Origin of the sequence: Pseudomonas sp. MPB03, assembly GCF_046605385.1 — a bacterium.
GTDB lineage: Bacteria > Pseudomonadota > Gammaproteobacteria > Pseudomonadales > Pseudomonadaceae > Aquipseudomonas > Aquipseudomonas zanjanensis.
The window spans coordinates 6407612-6422191 of sequence record NZ_CP176770.1; the positions used below are offsets into that span (position 1 = coordinate 6407612).

14 protein-coding genes and 1 pseudogene are annotated in these 14580 nt (G+C 61.2%); 3 read left to right on the forward strand and 12 right to left on the reverse strand.

What is annotated here, in order from left to right; translation table 11 throughout:
- The first annotated feature begins 58 nt into the window (after nucleotides 1–58).
- Entirely contained in the window at nucleotides 59–694 is a 636-nt protein-coding gene (locus ACLH0I_RS28025; RefSeq protein WP_250965443.1) for a TetR/AcrR family transcriptional regulator, read from the forward strand.
- A 135-nt stretch (nucleotides 695–829) separates the two neighbouring features.
- On the opposite strand, the gene ACLH0I_RS28030 is transcribed toward ACLH0I_RS28025, so the two are convergent.
- The 7 genes from ACLH0I_RS28030 to ACLH0I_RS28060 all read right to left on the reverse strand — a co-directional run bounded on the left by ACLH0I_RS28030 (nucleotide 830) and on the right by ACLH0I_RS28060 (nucleotide 6441).
- Nucleotides 830–1045 (reverse strand): molybdopterin-binding protein, encoded by a 216-nt coding sequence (locus tag ACLH0I_RS28030; protein ID WP_003177394.1) that lies wholly within the window; start codon nucleotides 1043–1045, stop codon nucleotides 830–832.
- Between the two features lie 25 nt (nucleotides 1046–1070).
- Nucleotides 1071–1877, reverse strand: a complete 807-nt coding sequence (gene ssuB, locus ACLH0I_RS28035; protein WP_411385903.1) for an aliphatic sulfonates ABC transporter ATP-binding protein — start codon at nucleotides 1875–1877, stop codon at nucleotides 1071–1073.
- Nucleotides 1874–2656 carry an aliphatic sulfonate ABC transporter permease SsuC gene (gene ssuC / locus ACLH0I_RS28040; RefSeq protein WP_411385904.1) on the reverse strand — a complete coding sequence of 261 codons (783 nt, stop codon included), beginning with the start codon at nucleotides 2654–2656 and terminating at the stop codon, nucleotides 1874–1876. Before ssuC ends, ssuB begins: the two co-directional genes overlap by 4 nt.
- Before the next feature lie 7 nt (nucleotides 2657–2663).
- Entirely contained in the window at nucleotides 2664–3812 is a 1149-nt protein-coding gene (ssuD, locus tag ACLH0I_RS28045; RefSeq protein WP_109752544.1) for an FMNH2-dependent alkanesulfonate monooxygenase, read from the reverse strand.
- 24 nt (nucleotides 3813–3836) lie between these two features.
- Nucleotides 3837–4802, reverse strand: a complete 966-nt coding sequence (locus ACLH0I_RS28050; protein WP_411385905.1) for a sulfonate ABC transporter substrate-binding protein — start codon at nucleotides 4800–4802, stop codon at nucleotides 3837–3839.
- A 90-nt stretch (nucleotides 4803–4892) separates the two neighbouring features.
- A complete protein-coding gene (gene ssuE, locus ACLH0I_RS28055) occupies nucleotides 4893–5486 on the reverse strand; it encodes an NADPH-dependent FMN reductase (protein WP_411385906.1) in 594 nt (197 codons plus the stop codon).
- A 316-nt stretch (nucleotides 5487–5802) separates the two neighbouring features.
- On the reverse strand, nucleotides 5803–6441 hold the full coding sequence (locus ACLH0I_RS28060; RefSeq protein WP_024617266.1) for a peroxiredoxin: 639 nt from the start codon (nucleotides 6439–6441) through the stop codon (nucleotides 5803–5805).
- Between the two features lie 334 nt (nucleotides 6442–6775).
- On the opposite strand from ACLH0I_RS28060, the pseudogene mntA reads away from it, so the two are divergent.
- Nucleotides 6776–7173, forward strand: a pseudogene (mntA, locus tag ACLH0I_RS28065) (type VII toxin-antitoxin system MntA family adenylyltransferase antitoxin).
- Nucleotides 7174–7314: 141 nt separating this feature from the next.
- On the opposite strand, the gene ACLH0I_RS28070 reads toward mntA, so the two are convergent.
- The 3 genes from ACLH0I_RS28070 to argE all read right to left on the reverse strand — a co-directional run bounded on the left by ACLH0I_RS28070 (nucleotide 7315) and on the right by argE (nucleotide 11692).
- Complete coding sequence (locus ACLH0I_RS28070) at nucleotides 7315–8637, reverse strand: OprD family porin (RefSeq protein WP_250965452.1); 1323 nt, start codon at nucleotides 8635–8637, stop codon at nucleotides 7315–7317.
- Between the two features lie 461 nt (nucleotides 8638–9098).
- Complete coding sequence (gene argA / locus ACLH0I_RS28075; RefSeq protein ID WP_053126389.1) at nucleotides 9099–10397, reverse strand: amino-acid N-acetyltransferase; 1299 nt, start codon at nucleotides 10395–10397, stop codon at nucleotides 9099–9101.
- A 137-nt stretch (nucleotides 10398–10534) separates the two neighbouring features.
- Nucleotides 10535–11692 (reverse strand): acetylornithine deacetylase, encoded by a 1158-nt coding sequence (argE, locus tag ACLH0I_RS28080; protein WP_411385907.1) that lies wholly within the window; start codon nucleotides 11690–11692, stop codon nucleotides 10535–10537.
- Between the two features lie 147 nt (nucleotides 11693–11839).
- Between argE and ACLH0I_RS28085 the strand changes: the two genes are divergently transcribed.
- Entirely contained in the window at nucleotides 11840–13207 is a 1368-nt protein-coding gene (locus tag ACLH0I_RS28085) for an inorganic triphosphatase (RefSeq protein WP_411385908.1), read from the forward strand.
- Between the two features lie 127 nt (nucleotides 13208–13334).
- On the opposite strand, the gene ACLH0I_RS28090 is transcribed toward ACLH0I_RS28085, so the two are convergent.
- Nucleotides 13335–14177, reverse strand: a complete 843-nt coding sequence (locus tag ACLH0I_RS28090) for an IS3 family transposase (protein WP_411387566.1) — start codon at nucleotides 14175–14177, stop codon at nucleotides 13335–13337.
- The gene (locus ACLH0I_RS28095) at nucleotides 14174–14482 is read right to left on the reverse strand and encodes a transposase (RefSeq protein ID WP_411385909.1); all 309 of its coding nucleotides are present in this window, start codon (nucleotides 14480–14482) and stop codon (nucleotides 14174–14176) included. Before ACLH0I_RS28095 ends, ACLH0I_RS28090 begins: the two co-directional genes overlap by 4 nt.
- Nucleotides 14483–14580 lie beyond the last annotated feature (98 nt).

Here is a 14580-nt window from a genome sequence, read left to right on the forward strand (position 1 = left end):
GGTATGGACCATCCGCTCGCTCTGCGTACAATGCCCGGCAGCCCCGCAGGAGACGTCCATGACGCGCATCGCCACACCCCGCAAACCCCGCGCACGCAGCCAGGCCCGGATCGACACCATTCTCGATGCCGCCCGTACGCTGCTTGCCGCCGAAGGCGTGGCCAGCCTGTCGATCTACAGCGTCGCCGAGCGCGCCGGGATCCCGCCCTCTTCCGTGTACCACTTCTTCGCCAGCGTCCCGGCCCTGCTCGAAGCCCTGACCGCCGACGTCCACGCCGCCTTCCGCGCGGGCCTGCAAGCACCGATCGATCATGCCGCGCTGAACCATTGGCACGACCTGTCCCGGCTGGTGGAACAACGCATGCTCGCCATCTACAGCCAGGACGCCGCCGCTCGCCAGTTGATCCTGGCCCAGCACGGCCTGACCGAAGTCACCCAGGCCGACCGCCAGCACGACCTCGAGCTGAGCGACTTGCTGCACAAGGTCTTCGCTCACCATTTCGCCCTGCCGCCCCTGCCCGACGACGTCGATGTGTTCGCCCTGGCCATGGAACTGGGCGACCGCGTCTACGCCCGCTCGGTCCAACAACACGGCCAGATCACCCCACGCATGGCCGAAGAAGGCATGCGGGTGTTCGATGCGTACCTGGGGCTGTACCTGCCGCCGTATCTGCCCAAGCGCGAAGCTTCCTGATCCATGTGGCGAGGGGATTTATCCCCCCGCCACAAAGACCCCCTCCTCACCTCAACAAAGTGCATGCGTGCGCTGCCCTAAAACCCAAAAGCCCCGAAGGGCTCTCGCCGTCCGGGGCGGTGGCTCAAGCATCGTTCACAACTTGGCGATAGACACCTCGGTGGATTTGACGAAGGCAATCACTTCGCTGCCGATCGCCAGTTCCAGCTCCTTGACCGAACGGGTGGTGATGACCGACGTGACGATGCCGGAGGCGGTCTGCACGTCGATCTCCGACAGCACGTCGCCCTCGACGATTTCCTTGATGGTGCCTTTGAACTGGTTGCGTACGTTGATGGCTTTGATGGTCATGGTGTCGATTCCTGTCTGGATGAAGTTATTGCGCCCAACGCAATTGCGTAGGCAAGGGTGAAGCGGGTTCGGGTTCCGGCGGTTGGCCGGGCAAGGACAGCACACGGTTGAGGACTTCGGTTTCTAGGCTCGCCAGGCGATGAGAGCCGCGAACCCGTGGGCGTGGCAGGTCGATGGGCAGGTCGAGGCCGATCTGGCCGTCCTCGATCAGGATCACCCGGTCGGCAATCGCCACCGCCTCGCTGACGTCGTGGGTTACCAGCAACACGGTGAAACCGTGGTGCTGCCAGAGGTTTTCGATCAGTTGCTGCATCTCGATACGGGTCAGGGCGTCCAATGCTCCCAAGGGTTCGTCGAGCAACAACAGCCGTGGCTGATGAATCAGCGCGCGGGCCAGGGCCACCCGTTGTTTCTGGCCGCCGGACAGTGCCGCCGGCCACTCATGGGCACGGTCGGCCAAGCCGACGGCTTCCAGCGCCTGCAAGGCCTGCGGACGCCAGTCGCCCTTGAGCCCGAGGCCAACGTTGTCGATGACTTTTTTCCAGGGCAGCAGACGCGCCTCCTGGAACATCAACCGCGTGTCCTGTTGCGCCGCACTCAAGGCCGCCGAGCCCGCCAGCAGTTGGCCGTCGGTGGGCTGATCGAGGCCCGCCAGCAACCGCAGCAAGGTACTTTTGCCGCAACCGCTGCGACCGACCACGGCCACGAACTGCCCGGCCGGGATATGCAGGTCGATGTCACGCAATACCTGGCGCGTGCCAAAGGTTTTTTGCAGGTTGCGCACCGCCAGCGGAATGCCACGTAGCAGGCGCGGAGGTTGCTGGGCGGTCATGCGGCACCTCCCTTGTTCACTTGGTACGCCGGATGCCAGCGCAGCCAGACCCGCTCAAGCCCACGGGCGGCCAGGTCGGCCAATTTGCCCAGCACGGCGTACAGGAGAATCGCCAGCACCACCACGTCGGTTTGCAGGAACTCACGGGCATTCATCGCCAGATAACCGATACCGGAGCTGGCCGAGATGGTTTCCGCCACGATCAGCGTCAGCCACATGAAACCCAGGGCAAAGCGCACGCCCACCAGGATCGAAGGCAAGGCGCCCGGCAGGATCACCTGGCGAAACAGGCTGAAGCCGGACAATCCGTAGCTGCGGGACATTTCCACCAGCGCCGGGTCGACGTTGCGGATACCGTGGTAGGTGTTGAGGTAGATCGGAAACAGCGTGCCCAGGGCCACCAGGAAAATCTTCGCCGACTCATCGATGCCGAACCACAGGATCACCAGCGGAATCAGCGCGAGGTGCGGGACGTTCCGGATCATCTGCACCGAACTGTCCAACAGGCGCTCGCCCCATTTTGACAGGCCGGTGATGAAGCCCAGGGCCAGGCCGATGCCGCCGCCGATCAAGAAACCGACCGCTGCGCGCCAACCGCTAATGGCCAGGTGCGTCCAGATCTCGCCGCTGCGCACCAGGCTGACCCCGGCTTCGATTACCGCCACGGGTGCTGGCAGGATCCGCGTGGACAACCAACCGGCCGACACTGACAGTTGCCAGACCGCCAGCAACAGCAGCGGCACCGCCCAGGGCGCGAGGTTGTGGATGATTTTCTTCATGGCCGCCTCAGCTCTGGGACGCGGCTTTGGGCAGGATGTCGTTGGCGACCATTTCACCGAACGGGCTCACATAGCCCTGGCTTTTCGGTAGCTCCGGGCGCTCGACGTCCAAGTGTGGGAACAGCAGTTCCGCCACGCGATAGGACTCTTCCAGGTGGGGATAACCGGAAAAGATAAAGGTGTCGATGCCTAGGTCGGCGTATTCCTTGACCCGCGCCGCCACGGTCGGGCCATCGCCCACCAGCGCCGTGCCGGCACCGCCGCGTACCAGGCCGACACCGGCCCACAGATTGGGGCTGACTTCCAGTTTGTCGCGACTGCCACCGTGCAGGGCGGCCATGCGTTGCTGGCCCACCGAATCGAAGCGCGCCAGGGAAGCCTGGGCCCGGGCGATGGTGTCGTCGTCCAGGTGGGAAATCAGCCGATCCGCCGCTTGCCAGGCTTCAGCGTTGGTTTCCCGCACGATCACATGCAGACGGATGCCAAAGCGTACGGTACGGCCCAGCTTCGCGGCCTTGGCGCGTACCTGCTCGATTTTCTGCGCAACGGCTGCCGGCGGCTCGCCCCAGGTCAGCACCATTTCCACTTGCTCGGCCGCCAAGTCCTGGGCGGCTTCCGACGAACCACCGAAATACAGCGGCGGACGCGGTTGCTGGATCGGCGGATAGAGCAGCTTGGCGCCCTTCACACTGATGTGCTCACCGTCGTAATCCACGGTCTCGCCTTCCAGCACGCGGCGCCAGATCCGGGTGAATTCCACCGAGGCCTGGTAGCGTTGCTCGTGGTCAAGGAACAGGCCGTCACCGGCCAATTCATCCGGGTCGCCGCCGGTCACCAGGTTGAACAGCGCCCGCCCGCCGGACAACCGGTCGAGGGTCGCGGCCTGCCGTGCCGCCACCGTCGGGGAAATGATCCCGGGGCGCAGGGCGACGAGGAATTTCAGGCGCTGGGTCACGGGAATCAATGAAGCGGCCACCAGCCAGGAGTCCTCGCAGGAACGCCCGGTGGGGATCAACACACCGCCAAAACCCAGTCGATCCGCCGCTTGGGCGACCTGCTGCAAGTATCCGTGATCGACGGCGCGGGCGCCTTCGGCAGTGCCAAGGTAATGGCCGTCGCCGTGGGTAGGCAGGAACCAGAAAATATTGAGGCTCATGGAGTGGTCTCCTAAGGGATCGAATTACTGCGCGTTCGCAACGGCCGCCGGCGGCGTCCAAATCACGTCCTTGATGCTCAAGGGCTTGGGAATCAATTTGAGCTGGTAGAAGCTGTCGGCGATTTTCTGCTGCGCCGCCACCACCTCCGGCGTGAGGAACAGCGCCCCGTAGCCTTGGCGTTTCACCGAGGTCAGGGTGATGTCCGCCGGCAGGCCGAGCAGCGGCGACACCTGTTTGGTCACGTCTTCAGGATTGGCCTTGGACCACTCCCCTACGGCACGCACCTCTTCCACCAGGGCGGTAATGACCTGGGGATTCTTTTGCGCATAAGGTTTTGTGGCGAGGTAGAACTGGTGGTTATCGACAATGCCTTTGCCGTCACGCAGGGTGCGGGCCTGCAACTGTTGTTCGGCGGCCGCCTGGTACGGGTCCCAGATCACCCAGGCGTCTACGCTGCCCCGTTCGAACGCGGCACGGGCATCGGCTGGCGGCAGGAAAACCGTCTGGATGTCGGAATACTTGAGGCCGGCGTCTTCCAGCGCCCGCACCAGCAGATAGTGGACGTTGGAACCTTTGTTCAGCGCGACTTTCTTGCCCTTGAGGTCTTGCACCGATTGGATCGCCGACCCTTTGGGCACGAGGATGGCTTCACTGGTGGGCGCCGGCGGTTCGTAGGCGACATAGAGCAGGTCGGCGCCCGCGGCCTGGGCAAACACCGGCGGCGTTTCACCGGTCACGCCAAAGTCGATGGAACCGACGTTCAAGCCTTCCAGCAACTGCGGACCTCCGGGGAATTCGGTCCATTGCACGTCCACGCCTTGGGCTGCGAGGCGCTTCTCCAACGAGCCCTTGGCCTTGAGCAGCACCAGGGTGCCGTATTTCTGATAACCGATCCGCAAGGTCTCGGCTTGAGCTTGGGTGATGACGCCGAGGGACACAGCCGCAGCAAACAGAGCGACCAGCCCGCGACGCAAAATGACAGTGCGCATGGCGCCTCTCCTTTTTGCTGTGGGGTTTTGGCTGCACCTGCTGGGCCGTTGGCGGCTGAGTAAGGTGAGTTGAATCAGGGGTGTTCGGGTTCAAATGCTCCAGCGAGCGCTCAGCAAACGTTCGTTCAATACATGAGGGTCCAACGGCCGGGGCCGACGGGCCATGGCGCTGTAAAACTGTTCCAGCGCCTCGTCCACGCGCTGCTGCAGGGCCGGCGCCAATTGCGCCTGGGCGCTGCCTTCGCCATAAGCGATCTGACTGTCTTCGGCAAAAATCCCATGGAGCATTTCCTGGGCCTTGAGCGCCGACAACACCGGTTTAAGGGCGTAATCCACCGCCAGCATGTGGGCGATGCTGCCGCCGGTGGCCATGGGCAACACCACTTTGTGAGCCAGGGCTCGTTCAGGCAGCAGGTCCAGCACGGTCTTCAGCGCGCCGGAAAAAGACGCCTTGTACACCGGCGTGGCGATTACCAGGCCGTCAGCGTTTTCGATCTGCTGGAGCAGGTCGATAACCTTCGGGCTGTCGAAACGGGCATGGAGCAGATCTTCGGCCGGGAAATCGCGCACCTGATAGCTCACCACCTCCACACCTTGCTGTTGCAACCAACGTTGCGAGCGCTCCAGCAGCACCCCGGAGCGGGAGCGTTGGCTGGGACTGCCACCGAGTGAGACGACCAACATGCCTACCCTTCCTTAACTGTCACTTGCGATTCGCGGCGGGCGATCTCGCTGCATGGGGCAAACCATAACAGGGGATTTATATATCTTTAAATCATATTTGTTCATTTGGTTATGCGATTAAGGGATATGCAATTCACTTTCCTTGGCGCAATAAAAAAGGCCGTCGAAACGGCCAAAACCCTTGGTGCACCGTGTTCTCATCTCTCCTGTGGGAGCGAGCTTGCTCGCGATAGCGTTGGATCTGCCGGCATCCATGTCGACTGATATACCGCCATCGCGAGCAAGCTCGCTCCTACAGATCAGTTCAGGTGTTGCGTCAACGGTTAGGCTGCGGTGTGAGGCGCAGGTAAGGCTTCACCGCGCGGTAGCCCTTGGGGAAGCGCTGCTTGAGTTCCTCTTCATCCTTGAGCGACGGCACGATCACCACTTCATCGCCGTCCTGCCAGTTGGCCGGGGTGGCGACCTTGTAGTTGTCGGTCAGTTGCAGGGAATCGATCACCCGCAGGATCTCGTTGAAATTGCGACCAGTGCTGGCCGGATAGGTGATGGTCAGGCGAATCTTCTTGTTCGGGTCGATCACGAACAACGAGCGCACGGTCAAGGTGTCGCTGGCGTTGGGGTGGATCAGGTCGTACAGGTCAGAGACCTTGCGGTCGGCGTCGGCCAGGATCGGAAAGTTGACCACGGCGTTCTGGGTCTCGTTGATGTCCTCAATCCACTTGTGGTGCGAGTCCACCGGGTCCACCGAGAGGGCAATGGCCTTGACCCCACGCTGGGCGAACTCGTCCTTGAGCTTGGCCGTGAGGCCCAATTCGGTGGTGCATACCGGCGTAAAATCCGCCGGGTGGGAAAACAGTACACCCCAGCTGTCACCGAGCCATTCGTGGAAGCGAATCTTGCCGGCGCTGGAATCCTGTTCGAAGTCGGGGGCGATGTCGCCGAGTCTGAGGCTCATGGTGCGGCTCCTGGATGAGTTGTTGTGAGCCCAAACTTTGCACCGGTTTCGATTGCTTTAAAAAGAATGAATATCCATTTATCTAGATCATTAGTGAATATAAAAAACTGTTCACTGGCGCCATTCCGCATACCGGCACAAGATCGCCAGTGAGGTTCGAGAAGGCCTCGAGTTGCTGAAAAGAGGAGAAATTCGAGGAAGGCTACAGGGGTGGGCCCGACTCGAAAACGCAAAGCCCCGCCCGGCGTGTTGCCGGGCGGGGCTTTTTTTGTTTTGTACCCACACTACGGAAATTATTGACGCGATTTCAGGACGAGCGGCTAGGATAGGCAGCATGAACACTCAAGCCTTGCTGACTCACCTGCAAAAAACCACCTCCCTGGACTGCTGGCGGTTTACCTGTTCGGCAGCCATGCACAGGGCACCGCCGGGCCTGACAGTGATGTCGATTTGGCTGTTCTCTGGTCCGGTCAGGTCGACTCCGTGTTGTTATGGCAACTTTCCGGAGACTTGGCGGATATAACCGGATGCCCAGTGGATCTGCTTGATTTACGGGCGGCAACGACAGTGATGCAGTACCAGATCCTGACCCGTGGTCGGAGGCTTTGGGCCAGAGACGTACAGGCGGGGTTGTTCGAATGTTTTATCCTCAGCGAAAAAACCGCTCTCGACGAGGCTCGAGCGGGATTGCTCAAGGATATTCAGAAGGAAGGCAGCGTGTATGGCCGATGATGTATTGATCAACAAGGCAGCGAGTATTGTGCGTTGCGTCGCCAGTAGGCGGGAAGAATCCCTTACCTGACCGAAAACATAAAAAAGCCCCGCCCGGCGTGTTGCCGGATGGGGCTTTTTTTCGTCAGGCGAGCGCGTTGCTTACAGCAGCGGGATCGAGTAGCTGACGATCAGGCGGTTTTCATCCTGGTCGCGCTGACCTGGGATGTCGTTGCGCCAGGTAGCGTTTTTCCACATGACGCCAACGTTCTTCAGCGGACCTTCCGGTACGACGTAGCCAACAGTGATGTCACGTTCCCACTCGGTCTTGTCACCGGTGGCGTGGTCAATGTTGTCGCCGCGCAGGTAGATGACGCCAGCGGTCAGGCCAGGAACACCGAGCTTGGCGAAATCGTACGAGTAGCGACCCTGCCAGGTACGTTCACCGGCACGGGCGAACTTGGCGATTTGCATGTCGGTGGTCAGGTAAGCCGACGAACCGTCACCCTGGTTCAGCCAAGGGAAATCGCTGTCGCCGTTGCTGGCCTGGTAGCCACCGCCAAAGGTGTGACCGGCAACGGTGTACAGGAACAGGCCGCTGTACAGGTTGTTGTCGACTTTGCCCTTGGTGACGCTGCCGCCATAGTAGCCAGTGGTGTAGTAGGTGGAATCATGACCGTTGGCGCCGTCGCTGCGGCTGTTGAAATAACGCAGGTCGGACTTCAGCACGCCAGGACCGATGGACCAGTTGTGCACCAGGCCCAGGAAGTGTTGCTTGTAGAAATCTTCCAGGTTGCCGTAGTAGTACTGGGCAGTCAGGTCCTTGGTGATTTTATAGTCACCGCCACCGTAGATGAACTTGTTGCTGTCGCGACCGCTGGCGGTACGACCGTTCGCACCGGCAATGGACAACTCCTCGTTGTTGCTGGAGTTACGACCCTTGGCGTGCTCGATCTGGCCGCCGACGAGCGTCAGGTCCTTGATCTCGTTCGAGGTGATCTGGCCACCTTGGAAGGTTTGCGGCAGCAGACGACCGTCGTTGGTCACGATGACTGGCAGTTTTGGTTGCAGGGTGCCCAGCTTCAGCTCGGTCTGGGAGATCTTCGCCTTGGCGGTCAGGCCCAGGCTGGAGAAGTTATCCACTGCTTCGCCGTTGGACTTGCTCGGGAAAACCGTGCCGCCATAGCTGTTATTGGAGGCACCGTTGGTACCGCCGCCCGAATCCAGTCTGATACCCAGCAGGCCGATGGCATCGATACCGAAACCGACGGTGCCTTGGGTGTAGCCGGAAATGAAGCGCAGGTCGAAACCCTGGCCCCATTCTTCGGATTTGTTCGTAGTAGCAGCCGAATCACGGTTATCCGTGTTGATGTAGAAGTTACGCAGACCCAAGGTAGCCTTGCTGTCCTCGATAAAACCGGCGGCGCCTGCCTGCTGCGCCAATACCCCAACGGCCACAGCCAGGGCCAAGGTGGACTTGTTCATGCTTCGCTCCTCTCGTTTTCTAATTCTTGTGCGTCTTTGGTTCCGGATCGAACGCCCGGAATCCGCGGATGCGCGATTAGCGCCAGACCATGACCGACAAGTCAATCGTAACCATTTGTGACTACGACCATGGTCTAACCCCCCTGCACCGGTCCGCAGGATAATGGATTCTTGTTACTTCCAAAAAGAATTGTTTCACCAGTTTTCAGCTCTTTTCGACATATAGCTGCCATCAAAGCTTCATCAACCGTGGTCCGGCGTATCGGCCAGCCGGCGAATTACTGAATGGCTTTTTGTCGAGAAGCGCTCAGCGGGAAACCCCGGCGTAGAGGGTTCCCTTGATCCTTTGGCGCCGAGGCTGCTTAAGATGGGAGCTTGATGGCTATGCGTCAGGCGATTCATTGTCTGAAATCAAAAAGACGCCCCCTGCGACACTCCCACGCAGGGAGCGCCCCCAGGGGTTACAGGGCTTTTTCGAAGATCTTCGAATTACGCTGATAGTTGTAGAGCGAGGCTCGCGCGGCCGGAAGACGGTCGACGCTGCTGGGCTCGAAACCACGTTCGCGGAACCAGTGGGCGGTACGGGTCGTGAGTACGAACAGCGTCTTGAGCCCTTGGGCGCGGGCGCGGGTTTCGATCCGCTCCAGCAGTTCGTCGCCCCGGCCACCGTGGCGGTACTCCGGGTTCACCGCCAGGCAGGCCAGTTCCCCGGCATCCGAATCGGCGATCTGGTACAGCGCCGCGCAGGCGATGATCATGCCTTCGCGCTCGACCACGCTGAACTGTTCGATCTCGCGCTCCAGCACTTCGCGGGAGCGACGCACCAGAATCCCCTGTTCTTCCAGCGGACTGATCAGGTCCAGCAGGCCGCCGACATCTTCAATGGCCGCTTCGCGCACCACTTCGAATTGTTCCTGGGCCACCAGCGTGCCGCTGCCATCGCGGGTAAACAGTTCGGCCAGCAGCGCGCCGTCCTCGGCATAACTGACGATGTGGCTGCGCGCAACGCCACCACGACAGGCCTGGGCCGCCGCGTCCAGCAGTTCGGCCTGATAGTCGCTGCCCAGGCGTTGCATGTGGCCTGGGACCTGTTGCGGACGTAATTCCCGCACCAGCCGTCCGTCCTCGCCGATAAGCCCCTGTTCGGCACCGAACAACAGCAGCTTGTCGGCCGCCAGGTCGATGGCCGCCCGGGTGGCGACGTCTTCACAGGCCAGGTTGAAGATTTCTCCGGTGGGTGAATACCCCAACGGCGACAGCAATACGATGGAGCGCTCATCCAGCAGGCGGTTGATGCCCTTGCGATCGACCCGGCGCACTTCGCCGGTGTGGTGGTAATCCACACCTTCGAGCACGCCGATCGGCCGGGCGGTGACCAGGTTGCCGCTGGCGACCCGCAGCCGCGAGCCCTGCATGGGCGAGGACGCCATGTCCATGGACAGGCGCGCCTCGATGGCGATGCGCAACTGGCCGACCGCGTCGATCACGCATTCCAGGGTCGCCGCGTCAGTGATGCGCATGCCATGGTGGTAGTGAGGCGTCAGGCCCCGCGCAGCGAGGCGGGTCTCGATCTGCGGGCGTGAACCATGGACCAGCACCAGGCGCACGCCGAGGCTGTGGAGCAGCACCAGGTCATGGACGATGTTGCCGAAATTAGGGTGTTCCACTCCGTCGCCGGGCAGCATGACGATGAAGGTGCAATCACGGTGGGCGTTGATGTAGGGCGAAGCGTGACGAAGCCAATTGACGTATTCGGGCATGAACCTGGACCTGTAATAAATAACAGCCAAAAAAAGACGAAACAGAACGCACAACGGGCTGGTGGTTATCGTCGGAACAGGCTTGGCGACACGCGCGCTCTCCTCATGTGATGAATACGGGCCCGCAAGGGCGCAATTTAATCGGCCGTGGCCGACGTCAGGCAGTAATGGCCGATCAACTGCCGCAACAGCTCCACGGTAGGTTGCAAACGTGACATTTCAAGGTACTCGCCCGGTTGGTGGGCACAGGCGATATCGCCAGGACCGAGCACCAGGGTTTCACAGCCAAGGCGCTGAAGATAAGGCGCTTCGGTGCCGAACGCCACTGCTTCGGCACGATGGCCGGTCAGTCGTTCGGCCACGCGGACCAATTCGGCGTCCTCGGCCTGCTCGAACGGCGGCACTTCGGGGAACAGCGGCGCGTAGTCGATCTTGACTTGATGGCGCTCGGCGATGGGGTTGAGCTTCTGCTGGATCGCCGCCCGCAGCACTTGCGGGTCCATGCCCGGCAAAGGCCGCAGGTCAAATTCCATGGAGCATTGGCCGCAGATCCGGTTGGGGTTGTCGCCGCCGTGGATGCAGCCGAAGTTCAGGGTCGGTTGCGGCACGGTGAACTGCGGGTTACGGAATTCACGCTGCCATTGCAGGCGCAGGCCGCGCAATTCGCCCATGGCATCGTGCATGGCTTCCAGCGCGCTGTGGCCCAGGCGCGGATCGGACGAATGGCCGCTGCGCCCGAGAATGTCGATGCGCTCCATCATGATGCCTTTGTGCATCCGAATTGGCTTGAGGCCGGTCGGCTCACCGATCACCGCTGCCCGCCCCAAGGGCCGGCCGGCATCGGCCAGGGCCCGGGCGCCGGACATGGAGCTTTCTTCGTCACAGGTGGCGAGGATCAGCAGCGGTTGCTTGAACGGTTGGTCCAGCAGCGGCTTGAGCGCTTCGATGGCCAGGGCGAAAAAGCCCTTCATGTCACAACTGCCCAGGCCGACCCAACGGCCATCGACCTCGGTGAGCTTCAACGGATCGGTCTGCCACAACGCGCCGTCGAACGGCACCGTGTCACTGTGGCCGGCCAGCACCAGGCCGCCGGGACCGCTGCCGAAACTGGCCAGCAGATTGAATTTGCCAGGGCTGACCTGCTGGATATCGCAGGAGAACCCCAGCTCAGTGAGCCAGCCGGCCAACAGCTCGATGACAGCGCTGTTGGACTGGTCGAGCCCAGGCTGGGTACAGCTGACCGAAGGCGTGGCGATCAGGGCAGCGAATTGATCTTTCATGGACGGCAAAGGCATCGCTGGCTCCGGGCATACAGATTGGTGTTCATCATAGAACCATCTGGACCCAGGAATAAACCTAGGGCGAGTCAGTCCTGTACACTGCACGGCCTTGGCAGCCACACCTTCCCCCGGCTGCGCACCCGATCCCTGGATTTTCCGGCCATGCAGAAAGAAACCGAAATCAAACTCCGCGTCAGCCGCGAGACCCTGGCAGCCTTGCGCGAGCATCCGCTGCTGAAAAAACGCAACAAGAGTGGCTGGGAACGCCACGAATTGATGAACCAGTATTTCGACACGCCAGAGCGTGACCTGGCCCGGGCCAAGGTCGCCCTGCGCCTGCGTCGCGACGGCGAAGAGGTGATCCAGACCCTCAAGACCCGCGGCCAGAGCGTCGCCGGCCTGTCCGAGCGCAACGAATACGACTGGCACCTGCCCAAGGCCAAGCTCGACCTGAAGAAGCTCGACGGCGAATGCTGGCCCGAGGCCTTGGCCGAACTGGACAAGAAAACCCTCAAGGCCATCTTCACCACCGATTTCGTCCGCGAACGCGCTGAAATCGCTTGGGGCCGTGGCAAAAGCAAGGTGGTCATCGAAGCGGCCCTGGACCTGGGCCACGTGGTGGTCGGCAAGCAGAAGGAAGAAATCTGCGAACTGGAGCTGGAACTGCGCGAAGGCGAACCCGCCGCCCTGCTGGAACTGGCCGCCGAGCTGGCCATGACCCTGCCCCTGATGCCCTGCGACATCAGCAAGGCCGAGCGTGGCTATCGCTTGCATGACGCGGGCAGCTACGCCTTGAGCCTGCCAGCCCCGCAACTGACTGCCGAAACGCCGCTGGACGATGCCTTCGCCGCGCTGAGCTGGCATTTGCTCGGCAGCAGCCAGCGCCTGGCCGAGCAATACCGGTTCAACGGCCATTGGCGCCTGCTGCAGGACTGGGTGGAAAACCTCGCCGAACTGCGCGCCCTGCTCAGCAGCCTCGGCCAGGCCGCGCCGCGCCAATCGACCCACGACTTGCGCCTGGCCCTGGACGCGTTGCTGGAAGACTGGCGCCCACTGGTCCAGGCCGGCCTGGACGACGAAGACGTGCGCAAGGCCGCGCCGGAGCAGTTCCTCGAAGAGCTGCAAGACCCGCGTTGGGGCCTGTTTTCCCTCAACACGTCACGCTGGCTGCTGGCCCGCAGCTGGGCCGTCGAGCGCAACACCCGCGGCAATCGCCAGGGCGCGGCGCAACTGGGCAGCTGGTTGCCACGCCTGTTGGGCGAAGAGTCCTCGTCCCTGCAATTGCAACGTTATCAACAGCAACCGGAAGACCTGGCCGAGCAACTGCCGCGCATCGAACGCATCCAGGCCTGGCTGCACCATGCCCGCCATGTGCTGGAGATCCCGGAAATGGATCGGCTCTACGGTGAGCTGAACAAGCTGGCACAACTGGCCAACCAACCGATCACCGACGAAACGCTGGATGCGCGCATGCAACAGGCGATTGCGGTGTACCAGAACCGGGCTTGGAAGACCTTGTTGCGCCTGTGATGCCGCCATCGCGAGCAAGCTCGCTCCCACAGGAGTTCGGCGTTGTACCCACCTATTGTGGACGCTGAAATTCCCTGTGGGAGCGAGCTTGAACTGGTCAAGTAATCCCGGACACCGATTACGGTATTTATGCCGCTTTTTGCTCCATGGCTATTGGCGACAGGTAGTTGTTGTAGCTGTGGAGCCTGATTCGGTTGTATCGCATGAAGAAGCTGGTCATATCCTGTTTGGCTTCTTCAACTGTCGTGTAGCCCTTGGTGGGCACCCACTCTGATTTGAGCGTCCCGAAGAAACGCTCTGTTGGTGCGTTGTCCCAGCACTGCCCCCTGCGGCTCATGCTTTGCGTTATCCCGTGTTCCAGCAGCACGGACTGAAAGCGCTGGCTGGTGTATTGGCAGCCTTGATCCGAATGAAACATCAAGCCCGCCTGTTTGCCTCGTACTTCCACCGCCATCCTCAGTGCCTTGCTAACCAGGTCGGCGTCATTGATCAGAGAAAACGCCCAGCCGACGATTCGGCGGGCGAACAGATCAATGACCGCTGCCAAGTGATACCAGCGTTTACCAACCATCAGGCTGGTAACGTCGCCGCACCAAACCTGATTGATTGCGGTTGGCTCGAAGTTACGCTCGAGCAGGTTCTTGGCCACAAATGCTTCGACGCCTCTAGAGCGATACTGATGGCGGCGGCGCTGTCTGCTGGCCAGATTTGCCTCCGCCATGAGTTTTCCGGCCAGATGCCGTCCCACCTTGATCTGCTGGGCCTTCAAGTGCTGAGAGATCACCCGCGCGCCTGCACTTCCCCGGCTTTCGTCATGCAGTTGCACGACTTTCGCTCTGAGCGCGTCACGCTCGGTATTCGGTGCTGAGCGACGCTTAAGCCAGTCATAAAACGCGCTACGGGAAACGCTCAGCGCACTGCAAAGCAGGCAGGTCGGATATGAACTCGACTCTCTCAGTTCCTCGATCAGGAAAAACGATCGGGATCCGACATCAAGAGAGCCGTAGCCTTTTTTAAGATTTCAGCCTCGGTTTCCAGGCGCTTGATCTTGGCTCGCAGCTGTTGAAGCTCTCGCTGTTCTTCGCTGATTGCCTTGGTGCCTGCCACTGGCTGCCCTTTCTGACGTTCTTTGCGAACCTGATCAATCCAGCGGCGCAGAGCCGTAGGGCCAACTTCCATCGATGCACAGACGTCGGGAACTGAGCAGTTATCATCAAGAACCATGCTTGCAGCACGTTGCTTGAACTCGCGGGTGTAGGTCTTTCGCTCTTGCATGAAACCTCCTGATTGGGCGAATCATATCGCCCTTAAGAGGTGTCCGGGTTCATTAGGCCAGTTCAGCTTGCTCGCGATGAGGCCAACCCGAACACCAC

Bases quoted from the DNA above. Each gene is read 5' to 3' on its own strand.
- ACLH0I_RS28025 (WP_250965443.1), top strand. From the start codon at position 59: ATGACGCGCATCGCCACACCCCGCAAACCCCGCGCACGCAGCCAGGCC.
- ACLH0I_RS28030 (WP_003177394.1), bottom strand. From the start codon at position 1,045: ATGACCATCAAAGCCATCAACGTACGCAACCAGTTCAAAGGCACCATC.
- ssuB (WP_411385903.1), bottom strand. From the start codon at position 1,877: ATGACCGCCCAGCAACCTCCGCGCCTGCTACGTGGCATTCCGCTGGCG.
- ssuC (WP_411385904.1), bottom strand. From the start codon at position 2,656: ATGAAGAAAATCATCCACAACCTCGCGCCCTGGGCGGTGCCGCTGCTG.
- ssuD (WP_109752544.1), bottom strand. From the start codon at position 3,812: ATGAGCCTCAATATTTTCTGGTTCCTGCCTACCCACGGCGACGGCCAT.
- ACLH0I_RS28050 (WP_411385905.1), bottom strand. From the start codon at position 4,802: ATGCGCACTGTCATTTTGCGTCGCGGGCTGGTCGCTCTGTTTGCTGCG.
- ssuE (WP_411385906.1), bottom strand. From the start codon at position 5,486: ATGTTGGTCGTCTCACTCGGTGGCAGTCCCAGCCAACGCTCCCGCTCC.
- ACLH0I_RS28060 (WP_024617266.1), bottom strand. From the start codon at position 6,441: ATGAGCCTCAGACTCGGCGACATCGCCCCCGACTTCGAACAGGATTCC.
- ACLH0I_RS28070 (WP_250965452.1), bottom strand. From the start codon at position 8,637: ATGAACAAGTCCACCTTGGCCCTGGCTGTGGCCGTTGGGGTATTGGCG.
- argA (WP_053126389.1), bottom strand. From the start codon at position 10,397: ATGCCCGAATACGTCAATTGGCTTCGTCACGCTTCGCCCTACATCAAC.
- argE (WP_411385907.1), bottom strand. From the start codon at position 11,692: ATGCCTTTGCCGTCCATGAAAGATCAATTCGCTGCCCTGATCGCCACG.
- ACLH0I_RS28085 (WP_411385908.1), top strand. From the start codon at position 11,840: ATGCAGAAAGAAACCGAAATCAAACTCCGCGTCAGCCGCGAGACCCTG.
- ACLH0I_RS28095 (WP_411385909.1), bottom strand. From the start codon at position 14,482: ATGCAAGAGCGAAAGACCTACACCCGCGAGTTCAAGCAACGTGCTGCA.